Here is a 21,318-nt window from a genome sequence, read left to right on the forward strand (position 1 = left end):
AGGGGGGTCAGTGCAAGTTGGTGGCTCTCTTTTTTTAGCTTTTCGGCCAGCGAGATAGCACGCCGCGCTCAGTACAAAAATCGCGACCAATCCCGATAGTCCCTGTTGATGGCCTCTCCTAGACTGACGGCGAAACATCACAAGAAGACAATCATCATGCAGATTCAAGCAAACACCGTCGGCACACAGGCCGTCGCTCACCACAGTGATGCAACCACAGGGGTTGGCCGGATGGGCCAGCTGGAGGCGCGTCAGGTCGCTACCGGGCAAGATGCGATCTTGCTGGGCAACCGCAGCGAACCGCAAAAAGGGCAGGGGCAGCTTTCGCGATTGGGGGCCCAATTGGCCCGCCCGTTTGTGGCCATCAAAGAGTGGATTGGCAACCTGCTTGGGAGCGGCAAGAGTGCCGCTGCGCCGAAGACGCAAACCGCCACTTCTCCCGAGGATCTTCAGCGCCTGATGAAGCAGGCTGCATTTGGTAGCTCGCTGGGTGGCTTTGCCAAGGCGGACGTATTGAACAACATCGGCGCCGAACAACTGGGTAAGGAGCACGCCACTCTGGCGACCGGCAACGGCCCACTGCGCTCTCTCTGCACCGCGTTGCAGGCTGTTGTCGTCGGCTCCCAGCAGCCGGAACTCCGGGAGTTGGCTGCCGGGCTGCTGGCCCGCCCCATCGCCGGTATCCCGCTCCAGCAGTGGGGCACTGTGGGGGGCAAGGTGACCGACCTGCTCGCCAGCGCCACCTCCGAACTGCTGCAGGAGGCGATGAGCCAGCTGCACACCGCGATGGGTGAAGTGGCCGACCTGCAGCGGGCCGTCAAGGCTGAAATCGCTGGCGAACCGGCGCAAAGCGCGGCCACAACAGCGGATGCGGTGCCCGTCCAACGCGGTGAGAGCAAAGGGGCTGCCCGCGAACAGGTCGTCATGGCGCGGCAGACCCCGGCCACCGGCTACAAGCTGGCGCTGGATCTTATCAGCTATCAGGCCAGCTACCTGCTGCGGGATCAAACCTCGACCGAGGTGACCCTGAGCAGCAGCGATCTCAATGCCCTGCATCAACACATTGCCGATGGCTCCCTCAACAGTTCCCACATGGCCAAGTTGCAGACCCGCGGCGACCTGCAAACCCTGCGCACTCTGGCGCTCTCGCTGGCCAGCGGCAGCGATGCCAAGGGCTCTTCCCTTGGTCATGCCCTCGACAGCCTCGCCTCGGCGCGTCCCAACCAGCGGCTGGTGCTGGGCGGCCTGATGCAGTTTGCCGGTCAGACCGAGCAGGCGTGGGTGGACCATACCGCGCTCAAGCCGCGAGAGGAACGGCTAGATGCCGGGGCGCGACTGCGCTTTGACACCGGCCATATGCAGGCGGAGCTGGGGCGTCTCGGCGACAGCGAGGCACGGCAGGTACTGCAACAGCTGGAAGGGGCTTTTGGTGATCGGGCCAGGGCTATCTGCGACTTCGCGGTGGCTCAGGTCTCCGGCTTTGCCGATAGCGCAAGCAGCCCTGAGGCCGTGCTGGTCTCCCGCCTGACCCGCATGGGCAATCTGGTGGGCAGCCTGACCGATGCGCTCAAGGAGCGGCTGCAACTGCCCGGGTCCGCCCGTGGCGAGCCGACCATGATCGACTCCGCCAGCCAGCTGACACCGCTCGAACTGGCTGCGCTGGCTCATATCGGCGTCGATGAGAGCTATCTGTAAACCGTCAGCACACAGCCCCTCGGGGCAAGGTGATATGACATAAAAACGGACACCCTCGGGTGTCCGTTTTCTTATTCAGGCGGGAGTGGGTTGAGGGGGGCAGGGCAGGCCGATATGGCTTAGAGGCTGGCGAAATCCACCTCGGGCAGGGTTTCGAAGCCGGGACGGGCAAACAGATAGCCCTGCATCAGGCTGACGCCCATCTCCCGCAGGCAGGTCATCTCTTCGCGGGTCTCGATCCCCTCCGCCAGCGGGGTGATCTGCAGCTCCGCAAACAGCGCCAGACAGTGGCGGACTATGGCTTGTCGGGTTGGGTCCTGGTCGATGCCGCGCAGCAGGTGCATATCGAGCTTGACGATATTGGGGTGAAAATCGGCCAGCAGGTTGAGGCCTGAGTAACCGGCGCCAAAGTCATCGATCGCCGTCTTGAAGCCGAGCGCCTGATAGTGATCGACGATACCGCGGAGATGCTGGCTATCCTGCACCTGCTCCACCTCGGTCAGCTCGAACATGATCTGCTCGATGGGAAAGAGATGCTCGCGGGCCGCCTGCAGGGTGGTGCGGATGCAGCGCTCCGGGCGGTAGACCGCATTGGGCAGAAAGTTGATGCTCAGCATGCCCCGCATATCGAGCCGGGCGGCCAGCGCGATGGCCTTGATCCGGCACAGCTGGTCGAAGCGGTAGCGATTGCCGTCGTTGACCCGGGCAATCACGCTCTGCGCCGGCTCGTTGTTGAGCCCTCGCACCAGCGCCTCGTAGCCGAAGATGGTGCGCTTGCTGCAATCGACGATGGGCTGAAAGGCCATGGTGAAGTCGAAGTCGAGATCCACCTGTTCCTGACACAGCTGGCAGATGGCGGGGGATGGGGCGGCAGGTATATCCATGACTTTCCTCTTGGGCGTGGCGGCGCTGGGCACTGTCTCAAATGATAACAGCTGATCACCCCCCTGTAGGTTCGATTAGCGCAGCGTAATCGGACGATCGAGAGGCTTTGATTAAGGTTGTTGCCGTGAAACAGGGGCGGCCAGCTGGAGGGGGAAGTGCGGCTGGCCGTTATGGCGAGAGAATCCATTTACGCGAACGTCCGATTACGCCTGACGGCTAATCGAACCTACGGGTTATTTCTTTGAAAGGTCACTCATCAGAGTCGACATAGGAATATAAAAGATAATCCCCACGATAAAGATAATTATCTGGGCAATATAGAATTCGACCCTGACAGATGGGATGAGATTAAATGAAATATACATTGTTATGGATATCATTGATATCGCAAAGATATAAACCTGATATGTACTAAATCTTTCTATACGTTTTTTTGTATCAGGCACATCAAGGCTTTTTGCCAGCAGTTGACCATACATCATAGATAAAGCTAATGAGAAGTCAGATATTTTAACAAATGACATTAAAGCATCGTCAAATAACTTTATTATGAATAGAAGAAGTAAGGGAAGTGCAATAAATACAACTTCTTTCTTCGCCACATCATAATTTCTTTTATTCATGATCTAGCTCCAAGCTTAGTTGTTGTACTTCCCCTTGAGGGACTACGCGTATGACTTTAACAATTTCTTTCTCGTATGATGCGAGGTGAGGTCTTAGCTTATTTGTTTTTCTTTTTTTTCTGACATACGCATGTAGTGCATCCCCTGGCCATAGTGCATCTTCGTGTCTAACCCACTTTTCGAACCAAACATCATCTAGCATTGCTGCAGTTATCTTTTTATTTTTACCATGAGTTCTTTCAAAATCCCATTGTAAACCTTTCACATATGATGGACGACGAACAATAAGAATTTCCTTGGCAGGGAAATCCTCTACAGTGTTAGAAAATATTTGGCTGCCATTTCTTGGACATGAGAAGGTTTCACTAATGTCGGTTAAATCATCTCCTCTCCCGAACTGAACTTTATCATTCTTACTCAATTCACTATTGGCTTTGTATATTTGTTAAGTGCGTCAGCTATATCTATAGGGTCTGCATCACCATGACAAGTAAATAATTTATCTTGGGGTGAGCTTGCCCCTGAAGCAGAGTAAACATTTTTTATAAATGTTTTCACATCTGTTTCTGAATCAATTTTCTCCGATGTACTAATCTCTTTCTTGATTCCTTCATAATACAATCGTAAAGACTCTCTAAGCGAACACCTCTTATTATATCTTTCACTTTTATAGCTATGTCTGCAATGCATGACCCTTCTCTAGTTTTTTCAAGGGAAGTATCAAATTCGATACCCTTGCCAAAACCTTGCATAAAAGACTCTTGTAATGCATTAAATCCTTCAATATACATGGCCATAGCGATGAACACTCGCTGAGGATTTTCTTGCTCTCTATCAAAGTCAATACGAATTGAGTAATTGGTGGCCATGTATCATTCCTCCGTTTGAGAGCATGATTCTTACGTTTTATCAAATAATATTCAATTGATATCATGAAAATATGAGTAAAAGGTCAGAGTTACAATAACGCTTAAGACAATGATTTTTAAAATAGATTTTTTAAATGTTTTGAACAAACAAAAACGGCGCCTTGCGGCGCCGTTTTTAATATCACTTACTAAACCAGAATCACTGCAGCAGGGAGATATCCGCGACTTGCAGGAACAGGTTGCGCAGGTTGTTCAGCAGTGCCAGACGGTTGGCCTTGAGGGCTTCGTCGTCGGCCATCACCATCACTTCGTTGAAGAAGGTGTCGACCGGCTCGCGCAGGGCGGCCAGACGGGTGAGGGCAGCCTGATAGTCACCGGCAGCGAACAGCGGGGCCAGTTCGGCTTGCAGTTCGGCAACCTGGGTGGCCAGCGCCTTCTCGGCGGCATCGACCAGCAGTTCCGGTTTGACGGCAGTCGGCAGTTCGCCTTCGACCTTGGCCAGAATGTTGCTCACGCGCTTGTTGGCGGCAGCCAGTGCCAGGGCGGCATCCAGCGTGCGGAAGTGGCTGACGGCCTTGACGCGACGATCGAAGTCGAGCGGACGGGTCGGGCGGCGGGCCAGTACGGCCAGCACCACGTCGGCACCGATGCCTTCGTCCTGATAGGCGGCGCGGAAGCGGCCCAGCATAAAGTCGACCACGTCGGTGACGACGGTTTTGTTGGTCAGCTTGTCGCCGTAGACGCGTACCGCTTCTTCAACCAGTTCAACCAGATCCAGATCCAGCTGCTTCTCGGTCATGATGCGCAGGGCACCGATGGCGGCGCGACGCAGGGCGAACGGGTCCTTGTCACCCTTCGGCAGCATGCCGATGCCGAAGATACCGGCCAGGGTGTCGAACTTGTCGGCCAGCGCGACGGCGCAGGCAACCAGACCGGACGGCAGGGCATCACCGGCAAAGCGCGGCATGTACTGCTCGTTGAGGGCCACGGCCACTGCTTCGTCTTCGCCATCGTGACGGGCGTAGTGCATCCCCATGACACCCTGGGTGTCGGTGAACTCGCCGACCATGTTGGTCATCAGGTCACACTTGGAGAGCAGACCGGCACGCTTGGCCTGAGCCACATCGGCGCCAATACGCTCGGCGATAAAGCCGGCGACGGTCTCAATGCGCTCGACCTTGGCCTTGACTGTGCCCAGCTGTTGCTGGAACAGCACGGTTTCAAGGCGCGGCAGGCGGGAGGCCAGGGTCTGCTTGAGGTCGGTCTTGAAGAAGAACTCGGCGTCTGAGAGACGGGGGCGAACCACCTTCTCGTTGCCGCTGATGATCTGGCTCGGGTCTTTGGACTCGATGTTGGTGACGAAGATGAACTTCGGCAGCAGCTTGCCGCTCTTGTCGTAGACCGGGAAGTACTTCTGGTCACCCTTCATGGTGTGCACCAGCGCTTCAGCCGGCACGGCCAGGAACTTCTCTTCGAAGTTGGCGGTCAGCACCACCGGCCACTCGACCAGTGCAGTCACCTCTTCCAGCAGAGCGTCGTCTAGATCGGCAACGCCACCGAAGGCGGCAGCGGCCGCTTCGACGTCAGCCTTGATCTTGGCTTTGCGCGCCATAAAGTCGGCAATCACCATGCCGCGCTCCTGCAGGATCTGCGGGTACTGGCTGGCGTTGTCGATGGTGAACTCGCTCTCGCCCATAAAGCGGTGGCCGCGAAGGGTGCGGGCAGAGTTGATACCCAGAATGTGGGCGGGCACCAGCTCGCCATCCAGCAGCAGGGTCACGGTGAAGACCGGACGCACGAACTGGATGGTCTTGTCGCCCCAGCGCATCATTTTCGGGATCGGCAGCTTGGCCAGTGCTTGGCTAACCAGCTCGCCCAGCAGATCGACGGCCGGACGACCTTCAACCTTGGCGGTGTGAACCAGCCACTCGCCCTTGTCGGTGACCAGACGCTCGGCCTGCTCAACGGTGATGCCGTTGCCACGGGCCCAGCCTTCGGCAGCCTTGGTCGGCTTGCCTTCGGCATCGAACGCCTGCGCTACGGCCGGGCCGCGCTTCTCGACGCTCTTGCTCGGCTGTTCGCCAGCCAGCTCGCTCACCTTCAGCGCCAGACGGCGCGGTGAAGCAAACCACTCGACGTCGCCGAAGGCCAGATCGGCCTTGGTCAGTTCGGCTTTGAAGTTGTCGGCAAAGGCTTCGGCCAGGGAGCGCAGGGCTTTGGGCGGCAGCTCAGCAGTACCGATCTCTACCAGAAATGTATGTTGTGCCATGTCCGTTCCTTAACCTTGCTTGTTCTCACTGCGCTGACACATCGGGAAGCCCAGCGCTTCGCGGGAGGCGTAGTATGCCTCTGCCACGGCCTTGGTCAGGGTGCGAATGCGCAGGATGTAGCGCTGACGCTCGGTGACCGAGATGGCCTTGCGGGCATCCAGCAGGTTGAAGGAGTGAGCGGCTTTGAGAATGCGCTCGTAGGCAGGCAGCGGCAGCGGTTTTTCCAGTGCCAGCAGATTCTGGGCTTCCTTCTCGTACTGCTCGAAGCAGTGGAACAGGAACTCCACATCGGCGTGTTCGAAGTTGTAGGTGGATTGCTCCACTTCGTTCTGGTGGAACACGTCGCCGTAGGTGGTCTTGCCCAGCGGGCCGTCAGACCAGACCAGATCGTAGACGCTGTCCACGCCCTGAATGTACATGGCCAGACGTTCGAGACCGTAGGTGATCTCGCCGGTGACCGGCTTGCACTCGAGGCCGCCAACTTGCTGGAAGTAGGTGAACTGGGTCACTTCCATGCCGTTCAGCCACACTTCCCAACCCAGACCCCAGGCACCCAGAGTCGGGTTTTCCCAGTTGTCTTCCACGAAGCGGATGTCGTGGATTTCAGGATCCATGCCCAGCTCTTTCAGGGAGCCCAGATAGAGTTCCTGAATGTTGTCGGGGGAAGGCTTGATGATCACCTGGAACTGGTAGTAGTGCTGCAGGCGGTTCGGGTTTTCACCGTAGCGGCCGTCAGTCGGACGGCGGGACGGTTGCACGTAAGCGCAGGCGATGGGCTCCGGGCCCAGGGCACGCAGACAGGTCATGGGGTGGGAAGTACCGGCACCCACTTCCATATCCAGCGGCTGAATGATGGTACAGCCCTGGCGGGACCAATAGTCCTGCAGCTGCAGGATCAGGCCCTGAAAGGTTTTGACATCGAATTTTTGCATAATTTTTTTCGCGCGAAGTGAAAATCAGAGCAAGATTTGCTGAATGTGAACCGAGGGAGTATACCGTCTGGCATGGTCGGATAATAGGCGAAATTGCAGCGGATTCGCGGGATGGTGCTGCGCCATGGCTGGTCGGGCGGGATGTCCGGTATATGATGTGAGCAGTGCCGCCTGCGGAGTGGGCAGGGTTGGGCAAACTGCTGAAATAACGAGGGAGAGGAAATGGAACTGCGCTGCGCCTGGGTGACCAGGGACCCGGAATACATCGAATACCATGACAAACAATGGGGCAGGCCGGTCTATGACGCCCGCGAGCTGTTTGCCAAGCTCTGCCTCGACGGCCAGCAGGCGGGGCTGTCGTGGATCACCATCCTCAAGCGCACCGAGAGCTACCATCGCGCCTATGCCGACTTTGATCCGGTGCAGATTGCCCGCTTCGACGAGCAGGATGTGGAGCGGCTGATGCAGGACACCGGCATCATCCGTAACCGGCTCAAGGTGCAGTCGATCATCAGAAATGCCCGCGCTTATCTGGCGTTGCAGGAGCAGGGGATCGACTTCGCCGACTACCTGTGGGGCTTTGTTGGCGGCGCCCCCATCGTCAACCAGCGGCAGGGCAATCGTCAACCAGCGGCAGGGCGATATTCCGGCGACCTCGCCGGAGTCGGATGCCATGTCGAAAGCGCTCAAGAAGCTCGGCTTCAACTTCGTCGGCAGCACCATCTGTTACGCCTTTATGCAGGCGGTGGGGATGGTGAACGATCATCTGGTCAGCTGTCCTTGTCACGCCGAGTGTCAGTTACCGCGCTGACGACCCGCCGATTGGCCAAAAAAACATCACTCTCGCCATCTGTTCAGGCTTGCGTCAGACAATGGCGTGCCAGCGCGTTACAATCCGGCCCCCGGCATGGTGCCGGATTGTTTTCACAGAGGTTTTTTCATGCGAGCCAAGATCCTGGTGCCTGCTCTGGCACTGACCGTTGCCCTGAGCGGCTGTACCACCAACCCCTACACAGGTGAATCCCAGACCTCCAAAGGTGCCTGGGGCGCGCTGGCTGGCGCCGCTGCCGGTGCCGCAGTAGGCGCGCTCTCCTCCAGCAAGGGTGACCGCAAGAAGGGTATCCTGACTGGCGTGGCCGCCGGTGCCGCGCTGGGTGGCGGTATCGGTTACTACATGGATGTGCAGGAGGCCAAGCTGCGCGAGAAGCTGCAGGGCACTGGCGTCAGCGTTACCCGTAATGGCAACGATCTGATCCTCAACATGCCGAACAACGTCACCTTCGACAGCTCCAGCTCCCAGCTGAAAGCGGCCGGCGCCAACACCCTGTCCGGCGTGGCTATGGTGGTTGCCGAGTTCGACAAGACTCGCCTGAACGTAGTCGGTCACACCGACAGCACTGGTTCCCGCGATCTGAACATGAAGCTCTCCCGTGAGCGTGCCGATGCCGTTGCCGCCCAGCTGATTGGTCAGGGTGTTGCAGGCAGCCGTATTGCTACCACTGGTGTTGGCCCGGATCAGCCGATTGCCACCAACAGCACCGCAGCCGGCAAAGCCCAGAACCGCCGCGTCACCATTACCCTGACCCCGACTGCCTAAGTCGCTCGGGTTTCGGTAACGAAAAGGCCCCGCCAGTGATGGCGGGGCCTTTCTATTGGAGCCGTTGCGAGCAATGGCTCCTTGTTCTTTGCTCCCCTTGTGGGAGAAGGGCCGGGGATGAGGGGAAGAACCGCCTCTTAGACAGCCGCAGTCAGCTGCACTTCCACCTTATAGCCTTCGTGGGCCAGACGGGCTTGTACACAGGCGCGTACCGGTGCGGTGCCTGCCGGGATCCAGGCATCCCATAGCTCGTTGAAGGCAGCGATGTCCTGAATGTCTTTGAGATAGATATTGGCCATCAGGATCTTGTCGACGCCGGAGCCGTTGGCTTCCAGCAGGCGTTGCAGGCTGGTCAGCACTTCGCGGGTCTGCTGGTGGATGTCGGACTCTTCGCTGACGGGGACTTCTACCACATAGAGGGTGCCGTTGTGAATGACGACGTCAGACCAACGCTGGGTGGTGCCGATTCGGGTAATGGTTGTCATGGCGTGCTCCGGATACGGGGAATTATTGACCCTTGCGGATCAGATAACGGTAGGGGGCCTGCTCTGTCTCGCTGGCGACCAGAGTGTGATCCATAAAGCGGCAGAAACTGGGGATGTCGCGGGTGGTTGAGGGATCGTCGGCACTGACCAGCAGGGTCTCCCCGTCAGCCATCAGCCGCACTTTTTTACGCACCATCATCACAGGCTCCGGGCAACGAAGCCCGATTGCGTCCAACTCGTGAGTTGCATCGCAGAATAAATCACTCATCTATCATCAACCTTCAACCTATTCGGCTGCCAATGATACTCAGGGCTAAAAAATAAGCAAACCATTGGCCTGTCTAACAGCATATGTAACCGAAATGTTATTGCGGACTATCCAGCGCCTGCCGGACGAGTAATATAAAAATTGAACCATATTCAACAAGGAGGTGAATATGCAGGTCTCCTACGGCAGATTGCAGGCCTATGCAGGCATGGGGTTCTTGTCCTTCGCCATGATAGTGATGGGCAGCCCGATCGGGAATACCGGTACCTGGTTCGGTTCCATGGTGATGGTCGGGCTGGGGCTCTGGATCGAGCTCAGCGATTACTATGACGAGGATGAGGACGAAAACGATCAATCCTGACTTGATGACGATTCAACAACAAAGGCGGAGCAATCCGCCTTTGTCATTTCTGTCGATTGGCCAGTAGCCCGGATCAGCGGGTCGAGCGCATCGCCCGCTCCAGATGCAGCGCTGTCTGCTGCGGGTTGGCTTTGGGATCGTTGAAGAAGTTGCTCAGCACATCCAGAATCGCCTGACGCATATTGGTGGGAGTGGCCATCCCCTCTGCCATGCTGGGCAGCAGATTGTCCTGCTTTTCCGCCAGCAGGAAATCCTGATAGGAACGGACGGCGCAGCGGTCGAACTTGCTCATGTCGGGATTGGTCAGCGCCGGGATAGACCCCTTCACCCGATTGAACTCCTCCTGGAATTGCGGCGTCATCAGTAGTTGGGCCAGATCCCCCTGCGCCTGCAACTGGGCCGGATCCCGCTGTTTGAACATGGCGATGGAGTCGAGGTTGTAGCTGAACAGTCCGGCGCTGCCCGGGCTCGGCAGACAGGCGATATCCTCCCCCGGCCGGTAGTTACCGGCACTCAGCTCCCCTTTCACCCAGTCGCCCATCACCTGCATGGCGGCGCCACCGCTCTCCAGCAGATTGGTGGCCTGATGCCACTTCAGACCGGCGTATTTTTGCGGCACATAGGCGCGCAGCTGCTGGAAACGAGTCAACACCCGCACCATGTCGGGGCCGGTCAGGGTGGCGCTGTCCTGCTCGAGGAACGCCTTGCGATAGAATTCTTTACCGCCCTCACCGAGTGCCACCGTTTCAAACAGTACTGCCAGCTGCCAGGGCTCGTTGCCAATGGCGAGCGGGGTGATGCCCCGTGTTTTAAGCTGGTCGGCGACGGTGACAAACTGGGCCCAGCTGGTGGGCGGAGTCAGCTTGTTGCGCTCGAAGATCTTGCGGTTGAGCCACAGCCAGTTGACCCGGTGGATGCCGGTGGGCACCGCCATCAGGGCGCCATTCTGGCTGAGGGTGGCACGTACCATGGGCGGCATCTGACTGTACCAGCCGAGGTGTTCGGCCATGGGGGTGAGATCGCGCAGGAAGCCAAGCCCGGCCCACTCCTTGAGCTCGTAACCCTTGAGGTGGGCCGCTTCGGGCGGGTTGGCCGCCAGCGCCCGGCTCTTCAATACCGTCATGGCGCTCTTGCCGCCGCCGCCCTGTACCGCGAAGTCGTTCCACTGGTTGCCCTGTCTGGTCCACTCGGATTTGAGCACTTCGACCGCTTTCGCTTCGCCGCCGGAGGTCCACCAGTGCAGTACCTCCACCTGGGAGGCGGCAACGGGAGCAGAGAGCAGGGCGATGACAGAAAAAGACAACCACTTCATAAGGTTACTGCCTTGGTAGGGAGAGCGTGGCCTGCAGGCCACCTTGCGGACGGTTTTCCAGCACCAGATCGCCACCGTGGGCGTGGGCAATGTTGCGGGCGATGCCAAGGCCGAGGCCGGTGCCGGCCTGATCGGTGCTGAGCCGGTAATAGGGCTCGAAGATGCGCTCGAACTGATCGTCCGGCAGGCCGGGGCCCTCATCCATTATGAAGAGGATCAGCATCTCCTCGTCATCCATGATGATGATGCGAACCCGCTGGCCGTACTTGATACCGTTGTCCACCAGATTGCCGATGCAGCGCTTGAGCGCCAGCAGCTTGCCGCGATAGGGCCACTTGCAGTGCCCTTCGATGGTCAGTCGCTCGTCGTGCAGGTTCATCGACTCCGCCATCTGTTCAAGCAGGGCGTTGATGTCGATCTCCTCGATATTCTCGTGAATGTCGGTCTCTTTGACCGTCTGCAGCGCCCCTTTCACCATCAGCTCCAGCTCGTCGAGATCCTTGTTGAACTTGGCGATCTGTACCTCGTCATCGAGCAGTTCGACCCGCAGCCGCAGTCGGGTGATAGGGGTCTTGAGATCGTGGGAGATGGAGCTGAACAGCCGTTCCCGATCATCGATATAGCGACGAATGCGGTGCTGCATGATGTTGAAGGCGCGGGTCGCCGCCACGATTTCCGATGCTCCTTCCTCTTTGAGCGAAGGCTGGTCGATATCCTTGCCGAGATTCACCGCCGCCTTGGCGAGACGGCGCAGCGGGCGGGTCTGCCAGCGCACCAGCATAAAGGTGAAGAAGCAGAGGAACACCGTCATCAGGGCGATGAAACGCACCTGGTTGCTTGGCATCACGGTATCGTCGAGGGTCATGTAGGGGGCGGGCAGCAGGGCCGCCAGATAGAGCCACTCCCCCTTTTCAATCTCGATCTGGGTCACCAGTACCGGTGGATTGAGCGGTTCCAGCGACAGGGTGTAACGGGCCCAGGAGGAGGGGAGATCTGCCAGCAGGGTGTCGTTGTTGAAGACGTGGAGGTCATCGGGTCGGGAGAAGTCCACCTTGATCGCCATGGCGTCGGAGAGCTTGCGGGTCAGCACTCCCTGAACCTCCTCCAGCACCTGCGTCTTGCGTTCGCTGTCGGGGATGGCGTTGATGTGGATCTCCTCCTCGTTGAGCGAGACGAAGAAGCGGCTGCCCCCCATGTTGCGCAGTTGGTCCAGCGCGATATGGCGATACTGCAGCGGCAGGGATTTGAAGAAGTTGACGGTGGAAGCGGCAGACATGGCGAGGTTGCGGGTGGTGCTGAGCATCCCCTCCAGTTCCCGCTTCTGGATCTGCTGCATCCAGATGCCGGTCAGAATGGTCTGGGAGAGCAGGATGGCCAGCAACAGCAGCAGGATCATCCGTGACAACAGGGAGCGGGGCACCAGTGCCCCCCAGGACCACTTGTTGCTCATGGCAGCTCGTGCACCTCGGCAATCAGCATGTAGCCACTGCCGCGAATGGTTTTGATGATGCGCGGGCTCTTGCCGTTGTCACCCAGCTTCTGGCGCAGACGGCTGATCTGTACGTCGATACCGCGCTCCATCGGCAGGCTTTCGCGGCCGCGGGTGGCATCCGAGATGGTGTCCCGATCCAGCACCACGCCGGGCTGTTGCAGGAACATGCCGAGCAGCATGGCGTCGCTGCCGGAGAGATCCAGCAGGCTGCCATCATCATGGGTCAGCTGGTGGCTCAGGGTGTCGAGGGTCCACTCGGCAAAACGCAGGCGGCGGCTTGGCTCTTTCTCTTTTTCCGGCTGGCGGAATTCGGCGCGGCGCAGCAGTGCCTTGATGCGGGCCTGCAGTTCGCGGGGGCTGAACGGCTTGGCGATATAGTCGTCGGCGCCCAGTTCCAGACCGATCACCCGATCCGCTTCGTCGGAGGCGGCGGTCAGCATGATGATGGGCACCTGGGAGTCACGACGGATCTGCTGGCAGAGGGTAAAACCATCCTCGCCGGGCATCATGATGTCCAGAATAATCAGGTCCGGGCTGTGCTGGGCGAGTTGCTGGCGCATCTCATTGCCCTCCGCCGCCGTCAATACCTGAAAGCCCGCCCGGGTCAGGTACTCATTGAGCAGCTCGCGGATCTCTTGGTCGTCATCGACGATCAGCAGTTGTTTGCTCATTGACATATGTATGTGCATCCACCCATTTTTTTGTGCAGATTGAACCTGTCGGGGGAGTAAAAAGCAAGCAAGCCCCCTATCTAATGTGAGGTTTAAGGCAATAACAGCCTATTGATAAGATTAAAACGAAAAAAGGCCGACCCAAACGGGACGGCCAACAGACAGCTTCTGACCACTGACGAGCACCCCGTGTGGCGATCGTCACAGACTTGAAAAGGGGCCAGTCAGACTGGCCCCGAAAAGGGACAACTCTCAGTAGTGCATCTCGTCGATCAGGCTGGTTATCACACCCGTTCAAACACGGTGGCGATGCCCTGGCCCAGACCGATACACATGGTGGCAACCCCCAGGGTGGCATCCTTCTCCTCCATCAGATTGATGAGGGTGGTGGAGATGCGGGCGCCGGAGCAGCCGAGCGGGTGACCCAGCGCAATGGCGCCACCGTTCAGGTTTACCTTCTCGTCCACCAGATCCTGCAGACCCAGATCCTTCACGCAGGGCAGGGACTGGGCGGCAAACGCCTCGTTCAGCTCGAACAGGTCGATATCACCGACAGTCAGACCGGCACGCTTGAGCGCCTTCTGGGTGGCCGGCACCGGGCCGTAACCCATGATGGCGGCGTCACAGCCGGCGATGGCCATGGCACGTACCTTGGCGCGCGGCGTGAGGCCGAGGGCCTTGGCGCGATCCGCGCTCATCACCAGCATGGCGGCGGCACCATCGGACAGGGCCGAGGAGCTGCCGGCGGTGACGGTGCCGTTGACCGGGTCAAACACCGGGCGCAGCTGGCTCAGGGTTTCGACCGTGGTCTCCGGGCGAATCACCTCGTCGTAGTCGTAGAAGAAGCGGGCGCCGCTGGCGTCATGGCCTTCCAGCCCGACGATCTCCTTGGCAAAACGCCCCTCCACGGTGGCCGCGTGAGCGCGGCGGTGGGAGCGGGCGGCAAACTCGTCCTGCTGCTGACGGCTGATGCCGTGCAGCTTGCCGAGCATCTCGGCGGTCAACCCCATCATGCCGGAGGCTTTCGCCACCGACTTGGCCATGCCAGGATGGAAGTCAACGCCGTGGCTCATCGGCACGTGACCCATGTGCTCGACGCCGCCGATGATGAAGATATCCCCATCACCCACCTGAATGGCGCGGGAGGCGTCATGCAGCGCCTGCATGCTTGAGCCGCACAGACGGTTGACGGTGACCGCCCCCACCTGCTTCGGAATACCGGCCAGCAGCGCGGCGTTGCGGGCGATGTTGAAGCCCTGCTCCAGGGTCTGCTGCACGCAGCCCCAGTAGATATCCTCGATCTCGTTCGGGTCGAGGTTGGGGTTGCGCAGCAGGATGGATTTCATCAGGTGCGCGGACAGATCTTCTGCACGCACGTTGCGGAAGGCGCCGCCCTTGGACCGGCCCATCGGGGTCCGGATACAGTCGACAATGACTACGTCTTTCATGAATGGATCTCCTTTCCGCAATCAGTAGAAGGTTTTGCCCTGGGCGGCCATCTCGCGTAAGCGGTCGCTGACGCGGTAGAGCGGGCCCAAGTCGGCATACTGGTCGGCCATGGCTACGTAGCGATCCAGACCGATAGTGTCCAGATAGCGGAACACGCCGCCGCGGAAGGGAGGGAAGCCCAGACCGTAGACCAGTGCGATGTCGGCTTCGGCTGGCGTGGCAACAATGCCCTCTTCCAGACAGAGCACCACCTCGTTGATCATCGGGATCATCATGCGAGCGATGATGGCGTCCTTGTCGAAATCCTGTTTCGGCTTGGCAATGGGGGCCAGCAGCTCGTAGCTAGCTGCGTCAGCCACCTTCTTCGGCTTGCCCTTCTTGTCCTGCTCGTAGGCGTAGAAGCCCTTGCCGTTCTTCTGACCGAAGCGGTTGACCTCGTACATCACGTCGATGGCGGTGCGACCTTCCTTGCTCATGCGCGCCGGGAAGCCCTGCGCCATCACGTCGCCGGCATGGTGACCGGTGTCGATGCCGACCACGTCCAGCAGGTAGGCGGGGCCCATCGGCCAGCCAAACTCCTTCTCCATTACCTTGTCGACGGCGGCAAAGTCGGCGCCATCGGCGACCAGCTTGTTGAAGCCGAAGAAGTAGGGGAACAGCACGCGGTTGACGAAGAAGCCCGGGCAGTCGTTGACCACCACCGGGGACTTGCCCATGGCGGCGGCATAGGCCACCACGCGGTTGATGGTTTCATCGGAGGTCTGCTCGCCGCGGATGATCTCCACCAGTGGCATGCGGTGCACCGGGTTGAAGAAGTGCATGCCGCAGAAGTTCTGCGGGCGCTTCAGCCCTTTGGCCAGCAGAGAGATGGGAATGGTGGAGGTGTTGCTGGCGAGCACGGCGTCGTCACCGATAATGCCTTCCACTTCGCCCAGTACGGCGGCTTTCACCTTGGGATTCTCGACCACGGCTTCGACCACGACGTCCACATGCTTGACGTTGTCATAGCTGAGGGTCGGAGTGATGGCAGAGAGCACCTGGCCCATCTTGATGCCGTCGATGCGACCCTTTTCGAGCTGGCCGTTGAGCAGCTTGGTGGCTTCACCCATGCCAAGTGCCAGCGCCTTCTCGTTGATGTCCTTCATCACCGCCGGAATGCCCTTGCTGGCAGACTGGTAGGCGATGCCGCCCCCCATGATGCCGGCACCCAGTACGGCGGCGTGGCCGGTGGCCTTGCTTGCCTGTTTGGCAGCCTTCTTGGCCAGCGCCTTGATGTGCTGATCATTCAGGAAGATACCGACCAGTGCCTTGGCGACATCGGTCTTGGCCAGCTTGATAAAGCCCTGTGCTTCGGCCACCAGAGCCTCGTCACGGCCCATGCCTGCAGCGGCTTCGACGGTTTTCACCGCGGTCATCGGCGCCGGATAGTGTTTGCCCGCCACGGCGGCAACCATGCCGGCGGCGGTGGTGAAGCTCATCATGGCTTCCAGTTTGGAGAGGCGTAGCGGGGCTTTCTTGGCGGCACGACGGCTCTGCCAGTCCAGCTTGCCCGCGATGGCGTCCTTGATCATCTGCAGCGCAGCACTCTGCAGCGCGTCAGGGGCGACTACTGCATCGATGGCACCCACCTTGAGGGCGTCATCGGCACGGTAATCCTTGCCGGTGGTGATCCACTCAAGCGCGTTGTCAGCGCCGATCACCCGCGGCAGACGGACGGTGCCGCCAAAGCCCGGCATGATGCCGAGTTTGGTCTCGGGCAGGCCGATTTTGGCTGTGGTGTCAGCCAGACGGAAGTCGGTGGAGAGAATGGTCTCGCAGCCGCCGCCCAGGGCGTGGCCCTTGATGGCGGAGAGGGTCGGAACCGGCAGATCTTCGATGGCATTGAAGATGTCGTTGGCCTTTTTCAGCCAGCCGAGCAGATCTTCTTGCGGCAGATCGAACAGTTCCAGGAATTCGGTAATGTCGGCACCGACGATAAAGGCGTCTTTGCCAGAGGTGAGGATCAGACCTTTTAGTTCACGTTCTTGTTGTAATGCGGCGATCGCTTCGCTCAGGGAGAGCAGGGTAGCGCGATCCAGCTTGTTGACTGAACCCGGGGCATCAAACCTCAGCTCGGCGATGCCGTTTTCGAGGTAGCTGACCGACAGGGTTTCGCCTTGGTAGATCATGAGAGTGTCTCCTTGTTCCCACTCAGTGGGGAGTGGTGCTCCTTTATCCCCAGCAGGGGGCGAGGCTCACTATTGATCCAAAAGGAGACATTTTCAACACCTATTTAAAACATTTGTTTAACAGATCTCGAGTAAAAGCTCTTCATCACAAAACGGGCAAAAGAGAGGCGCCTTGTGGCGCCTCGGATGAATATGAGTTTGTTATCAACTGGCCAGTTCCGGCCGGTTGCGATACTGGTTCAGCACCTCGGGATCGGCGAGGGCGTGGGTGTTGTTGACGGGCCGGTTGTGCACCACCTCCCGCACCGCCAGTTCGACGATCTTGCCGGACTTGGTGCGAGGGATGGCATCCACCTGCAGGATGCGGGCGGGCACGTGGCGGGCGGTGCAGTGCTGCTTTATTTGCTGGCGGATCCGCTCGCGCAGAGGCTCATCCAGCTTGCAACCCGCCTTGAGCTTGACGAACAGCACCACCCGCTCGTCCTGCTGCCATTGCTGGCCGATGACGATGCTCTCCTCCACCTCGTCGAGTTGTTCAACATAGCGATAGATCTCGCTGGTGCCGATGCGCACGCCGCCCGGGTTGAGGGTAGCGTCGGAGCGGCCGTAGAACAGAATGCCACCGGTCGGGGTCAGCTCGATCCAGTCGCCGTGGCACCAGATGTTGTCGAACCGCTCGAAGTAGGCTGCGTGGTACTTGTCGCCATTCTCGTCGCCCCAGAAGTAGATGGGCTGGGCCGGGAACGGCTTGGTGCAGACCAGCTCGCCCTTCTCCCCCTGCACCGGCTGGCCCGCTTCGTTGAACACCTGCACCGCGAGACCGAGACCACGCCCCTGGCTCTCGCCGCGATAGACGGGGCTGAGCGGGTTGCCGATGACGAAGCAGGAGCAGATATCGGTGCCGCCGGAGATGGAGCTGAGCTGCACATCCTGCTTTATCTGCTGGTAGACGTAGTCGAACCCCTCCGGCGACAGCACGGAGCCGGTACTGCAGATCAATCGCAAGTGCGGCAAATCGTGGCTCTTGATGGGAGCATAACCTTGCTTGTGCAGCGCATCGAGATACTTGGCCGAGGTGCCGAACAAGCTGACCTGCTCGTCGCGGGCCAGATCCCACAGCACATTGCCATCCGGATAAAACGGCGAGCCGTCATAGAGCACCAGGGTGGCGCCGGAGGCGAGGGCGCTCACCAGCCAGTTCCACATCATCCAGCCGCAGGTGGTGAAGTAGAAGATCCGCTCCCCCGGCTTGATGTCGCAGTGCAGCTGGTGCTCTTTCAGATGTTGCAGCAGGGTACCGCCGATGCCGTGCACGATGCACTTGGGTTTGCCGGTGGTACCGGAGGAGTAGAGGATATAGAGCGGATCATTGAAGGCCATCGGCTCGAAGGTGAGCTGGGCATCGTGTTGGCTCGCCAGGAGCTGCTGCCAGTCGTGGCCAAGCTGCAGCGGGTTGCCGAGCAGGGGGATCATCACCGTCTGCTCTATGCTGTCGATCTGGCTGACGACCCTTGCCACTTTGTCCTGAATATCGATGGCCTTGCCGTTGTGGCGATAGCCATCCACCGCAAACAGCACCCGCGGCCGGGTCTGGCCGAAGCGCTCCACCACGCTAGCCTCGCCAAAGTCGGGGCTGGTGGAGGTCCAGATTGCTCCGAGGCTGGTGGTTGCCAGCATGGCAACCACGGTTTCCGGAATATTGGGCAGATAGGCGGCGACCACATCGCCACGACCAATCCCCTGATGACGCAGCCACTGAGCCAGCCGAGCAACCTGTTCCCCCAGTTCACCCCAGCTCAGAGTGCGACTTGGGCTACCTTCGATGCGGGAGATGATGGCCGGGCTCTCGTCCTGGCGGCGCAGCAGGTTTTCGGCGAAGTTGAGGCGGCTGTCGGGGAACCAGCGGGTGCGCTGCATATCCTGACGGTTCTCCGCCACTATGTTGCCGAGCTCGCCCTTGACGCCGCAGTGCTGCCACACCAGTGGCCAGAAACGGGTGGTCTTCTCCACCGACCATTGATAAAGCTGCGGGTAGTTCTGCAACTGCAAGCCGTGGAAACGGTTCACCTCCGCCATAAAACGGTAGAGGTTGGATTGCTGCATCCCGAGCGGATCCGGTTGCCAGAGGCAGAGGTTGTCCATGAGTAATCCCTGACTTCATGTATCTACCGGCAGTGTATTGAATTGTTTTTAATTTGTTAATGATTGGTTCTCTGTTGATAACAAACACGTTTGTAACGTATGCGTTACCTCACGAAGCGGCAGCTTGACGGGTCGAGCCGCCAAGCGCTTGATGTTATGCTGCAATCACATTCACCTCGGAGCAGGACGCCATGAGCAGCTACAGCCAACTTTTTGCCCAGCACCTCGATACCTTGCAGCAGCGCACCCGCGACATTCTGCAACAACAGGGGCTCAGCGGACTGGCCATCCACTCCGGCCAGACCCACCGCATCTTCCTCGATGATCAGGATTACCCGTTCAAGGTAAACCCCCACTTCAAGGCCTGGTTGCCGGTGCTGGACAATCCCCACTGCTGGCTGCTGGTGGACGGGGTGAACAAACCGGTATTGCTGTTCTACCGCCCGGTCGATTTCTGGCACAAGGTAGCGGATCTGCCCAATGCCTTCTGGGTCGAGTTCTTCGATATCCGTTTCCTGACCCGGCCGGAACAGGTGGCCGACCATCTACCAGCCAACAAGCAGGAGTGGGCCTATCTGGGCGGTCATCTGGAAGTGGCCGAGCTGCTGGGGCTGACCCAGCCCAATCCCGAGGCGGTGCTCAACTACCTGCACTATCACCGCGCCTACAAGACCCCCTATGAGCTGGAGTGTCTGCGCGAGGCGAACCGGATCGGGGTACGCGGCCATATCGCCGCCAAGGACTCCTTTATGGCGGGGGCGAGCGAGTTCGAGATCAATCTGGCCTACATGAAGGCGGTCGGGCAGGGGGCCAATGAGGCGCCCTACGGCAATATCGTCGCCATCAACCGCAACGCGGCCATCCTTCACTACACCCATTTGTCCGCTGTGCGGGTGCCCGATGCGGAACGTCACTCTTTCCTGATCGATGCCGGCGTCGATTTTCACGGTTATGCCTCCGACATCACCCGCACCTGGGCGTGGCGGCGTGGCGAGTTCGCCGATCTGATTGCAGCCCTCGACGAGCAGCAGCAGGAGATCATCAAGGAGATCAAACCGGGACGCCGCTACAGCGAGCTGCACCTGCAGATGCACCACAAGCTGGCGCGCCTGCTGCAAGCCACCGAGCTGGTGGACATGTCGGTGGACGAGATGATCAACACCGGGGTGACCAACGTCTTCTTCCCCCACGGCCTCGGCCACTTCCTCGGTTTGCAGGTACACGATGCGGGCGGTTTCATGCAGGATGAGCGCGGCACCCACCTGGCGGCGCCCGAGCTGTTCCCCTATCTGCGCTGCACCCGGGTGATGGAGGTGGGTCAGGTGTTCACCATCGAGCCGGGCCTCTACTTCATCGACAGTTTGCTGGAGCCGCTGCGTCAGGGCGAACAGGGCAAGCGGGTCAACTGGAACAAGGTGGAGGCGCTGCGGCCGTTCGGCGGCATCCGCATCGAAGACAACGTGGTGCTGCACGCTAACGGGGTGGAAAACATGACCAGACAAGCAGGACTCTGATGGCGGCAGCGTACTCCATTCCGGCTGCCCCGCTGGAGTTGACCGAAGAGATAAAGAAGAGTCGCTTCATTACCCTGATCGCCCACACCCCGACCGTCGAGGCGGCCAAGGTGTGGGTCAACGAGATCAAGCGCCAACATCCGGCCGCTCGCCACCACTGCTGGGCCTTTGTGGCGGGCGCGCCGCAAGATAGCCAGGTTTACGGCTTCAGCGATGATGGCGAACCGTCCGGTACCGCGGGCAAACCGATCCTGGCCCAGCTGATGGGTTCGGGGATCGGTGAAATCTGTGCCGTGGTGGTGCGTTACTACGGCGGTATCCAGCTTGGCACCGGTGGGCTGGTCAAAGCCTATGGAGGCGGCGTCGGTGCCGCCCTCAAGCAACTGCCCACCCTGCTCAAGGTGCCACGCACTCCCTCTCTCATTCACTGCGATTACGGTGACATGGGGACGGTCGAGTCGCTGATCAGCAGCCATAATGGCGAATTGCTGGCGGCGGATTACGGTCAGCAGGTCACCTTGCAGGTGGCGTGGGAGTCCTCGGTTTGGGCTCAGGTGGACCGTGAATTGACCGACCGGACTCATG

General features: G+C 59.4%; 19 protein-coding genes and 1 pseudogene (1 of these 20 cut by a window edge). 6 read left to right on the forward strand and 14 right to left on the reverse strand.

The window, feature by feature from the left end; all coding sequences use genetic code 11:
* Positions 1–156 precede the first annotated feature (156 nt).
* Complete coding sequence (locus ACTG2B_RS00225) at positions 157–1,695, forward strand: ADP-ribosyltransferase (protein WP_439995002.1); 1,539 nt, start codon at positions 157–159, stop codon at positions 1,693–1,695.
* Between the two features lie 119 nt (positions 1,696–1,814).
* On the opposite strand, the gene ACTG2B_RS00230 is transcribed toward ACTG2B_RS00225, so the two are convergent.
* From ACTG2B_RS00230 to glyQ, 6 genes are all read right to left on the reverse strand, one after another.
* Positions 1,815–2,579: an EAL domain-containing protein gene (locus ACTG2B_RS00230; protein ID WP_439995003.1), complete on the reverse strand. Its 765-nt coding sequence runs from the start codon at positions 2,577–2,579 to the stop codon at positions 1,815–1,817.
* A 234-nt stretch (positions 2,580–2,813) separates the two neighbouring features.
* Positions 2,814–3,203: a hypothetical protein gene (locus ACTG2B_RS00235; RefSeq protein WP_107683491.1), complete on the reverse strand. Its 390-nt coding sequence runs from the start codon at positions 3,201–3,203 to the stop codon at positions 2,814–2,816.
* Positions 3,196–3,624, reverse strand: a complete 429-nt coding sequence (locus ACTG2B_RS00240) for a hypothetical protein (protein WP_439995004.1) — start codon at positions 3,622–3,624, stop codon at positions 3,196–3,198. Before ACTG2B_RS00240 ends, ACTG2B_RS00235 begins: the two co-directional genes overlap by 8 nt.
* Positions 3,625–3,757: 133 nt before the next feature.
* Positions 3,758–4,072, reverse strand: a complete 315-nt coding sequence (locus ACTG2B_RS00245) for a hypothetical protein (RefSeq protein ID WP_439995005.1) — start codon at positions 4,070–4,072, stop codon at positions 3,758–3,760.
* 199 nt (positions 4,073–4,271) lie between these two features.
* Positions 4,272–6,341 (reverse strand): glycine--tRNA ligase subunit beta, encoded by a 2,070-nt coding sequence (gene glyS, locus ACTG2B_RS00250; RefSeq protein WP_439995006.1) that lies wholly within the window; start codon positions 6,339–6,341, stop codon positions 4,272–4,274.
* Between the two features lie 9 nt (positions 6,342–6,350).
* Positions 6,351–7,274, reverse strand: a complete 924-nt coding sequence (gene glyQ / locus ACTG2B_RS00255) for a glycine--tRNA ligase subunit alpha (RefSeq protein ID WP_005339464.1) — start codon at positions 7,272–7,274, stop codon at positions 6,351–6,353.
* Between the two features lie 222 nt (positions 7,275–7,496).
* Here glyQ and ACTG2B_RS00260 point away from each other — a divergent pair.
* Positions 7,497–8,085, forward strand: a pseudogene (locus ACTG2B_RS00260) (DNA-3-methyladenine glycosylase I).
* 129 nt (positions 8,086–8,214) lie between these two features.
* Entirely contained in the window at positions 8,215–8,871 is a 657-nt protein-coding gene (locus ACTG2B_RS00265) for an OmpA family lipoprotein (protein ID WP_201910524.1), read from the forward strand.
* A gap of 137 nt (positions 8,872–9,008) precedes the next feature.
* On the opposite strand, the gene ACTG2B_RS00270 is transcribed toward ACTG2B_RS00265, so the two are convergent.
* Both ACTG2B_RS00270 and tusA read right to left on the reverse strand, forming a co-directional pair.
* Entirely contained in the window at positions 9,009–9,356 is a 348-nt protein-coding gene (locus tag ACTG2B_RS00270) for a RidA family protein (RefSeq protein ID WP_439995007.1), read from the reverse strand.
* A gap of 22 nt (positions 9,357–9,378) precedes the next feature.
* Positions 9,379–9,624: a sulfurtransferase TusA gene (gene tusA, locus ACTG2B_RS00275; protein ID WP_005342448.1), complete on the reverse strand. Its 246-nt coding sequence runs from the start codon at positions 9,622–9,624 to the stop codon at positions 9,379–9,381.
* A gap of 169 nt (positions 9,625–9,793) precedes the next feature.
* On the opposite strand from tusA, the gene ACTG2B_RS00280 reads away from it, so the two are divergent.
* Positions 9,794–9,985: a hypothetical protein gene (locus ACTG2B_RS00280; protein WP_005339471.1), complete on the forward strand. Its 192-nt coding sequence runs from the start codon at positions 9,794–9,796 to the stop codon at positions 9,983–9,985.
* Positions 9,986–10,058: 73 nt separating this feature from the next.
* On the opposite strand, the gene ACTG2B_RS00285 is transcribed toward ACTG2B_RS00280, so the two are convergent.
* From ACTG2B_RS00285 to ACTG2B_RS00310, 6 genes are all read right to left on the reverse strand, one after another.
* Complete coding sequence (locus tag ACTG2B_RS00285) at positions 10,059–11,297, reverse strand: ABC transporter substrate-binding protein (protein ID WP_439995008.1); 1,239 nt, start codon at positions 11,295–11,297, stop codon at positions 10,059–10,061.
* Positions 11,298–11,301: 4 nt separating this feature from the next.
* Entirely contained in the window at positions 11,302–12,747 is a 1,446-nt protein-coding gene (locus ACTG2B_RS00290; protein ID WP_005339474.1) for an ATP-binding protein, read from the reverse strand.
* Positions 12,744–13,466, reverse strand: a complete 723-nt coding sequence (locus tag ACTG2B_RS00295; protein WP_005339475.1) for a response regulator — start codon at positions 13,464–13,466, stop codon at positions 12,744–12,746. Before ACTG2B_RS00295 ends, ACTG2B_RS00290 begins: the two co-directional genes overlap by 4 nt.
* Before the next feature lie 278 nt (positions 13,467–13,744).
* Positions 13,745–14,908, reverse strand: a complete 1,164-nt coding sequence (gene fadA, locus ACTG2B_RS00300; protein WP_005342451.1) for an acetyl-CoA C-acyltransferase FadA — start codon at positions 14,906–14,908, stop codon at positions 13,745–13,747.
* A 21-nt stretch (positions 14,909–14,929) separates the two neighbouring features.
* Positions 14,930–17,077 (reverse strand): fatty acid oxidation complex subunit alpha FadB, encoded by a 2,148-nt coding sequence (gene fadB, locus ACTG2B_RS00305; RefSeq protein ID WP_374809789.1) that lies wholly within the window; start codon positions 17,075–17,077, stop codon positions 14,930–14,932.
* Between the two features lie 204 nt (positions 17,078–17,281).
* Positions 17,282–19,219, reverse strand: a complete 1,938-nt coding sequence (locus ACTG2B_RS00310; protein WP_429202876.1) for an acetoacetate--CoA ligase — start codon at positions 19,217–19,219, stop codon at positions 17,282–17,284.
* 191 nt (positions 19,220–19,410) lie between these two features.
* Between ACTG2B_RS00310 and pepQ the strand changes: the two genes are divergently transcribed.
* Together pepQ and ACTG2B_RS00320 are read left to right on the forward strand one after the other, a co-directional pair.
* The gene (pepQ, locus tag ACTG2B_RS00315) at positions 19,411–20,733 is read left to right on the forward strand and encodes a Xaa-Pro dipeptidase (protein ID WP_129504971.1); all 1,323 of its coding nucleotides are present in this window, start codon (positions 19,411–19,413) and stop codon (positions 20,731–20,733) included.
* A protein-coding gene (locus ACTG2B_RS00320) for a YigZ family protein (RefSeq protein WP_439995009.1) crosses the window boundary here: on the forward strand, positions 20,733–21,318 show its 5' portion. The gene runs 32 nt beyond the window's last position; 586 of the gene's 618 nt are visible here — the first part of the coding sequence; the start codon lies at positions 20,733–20,735; its stop codon lies beyond the right edge, outside the window. The genes pepQ and ACTG2B_RS00320 overlap by 1 nt, the downstream gene beginning before the upstream one ends.

Origin of the sequence: Aeromonas sp. 30P (genome assembly GCF_051919805.1) — a bacterium.
GTDB lineage: Bacteria > Pseudomonadota > Gammaproteobacteria > Enterobacterales > Aeromonadaceae > Aeromonas > Aeromonas veronii.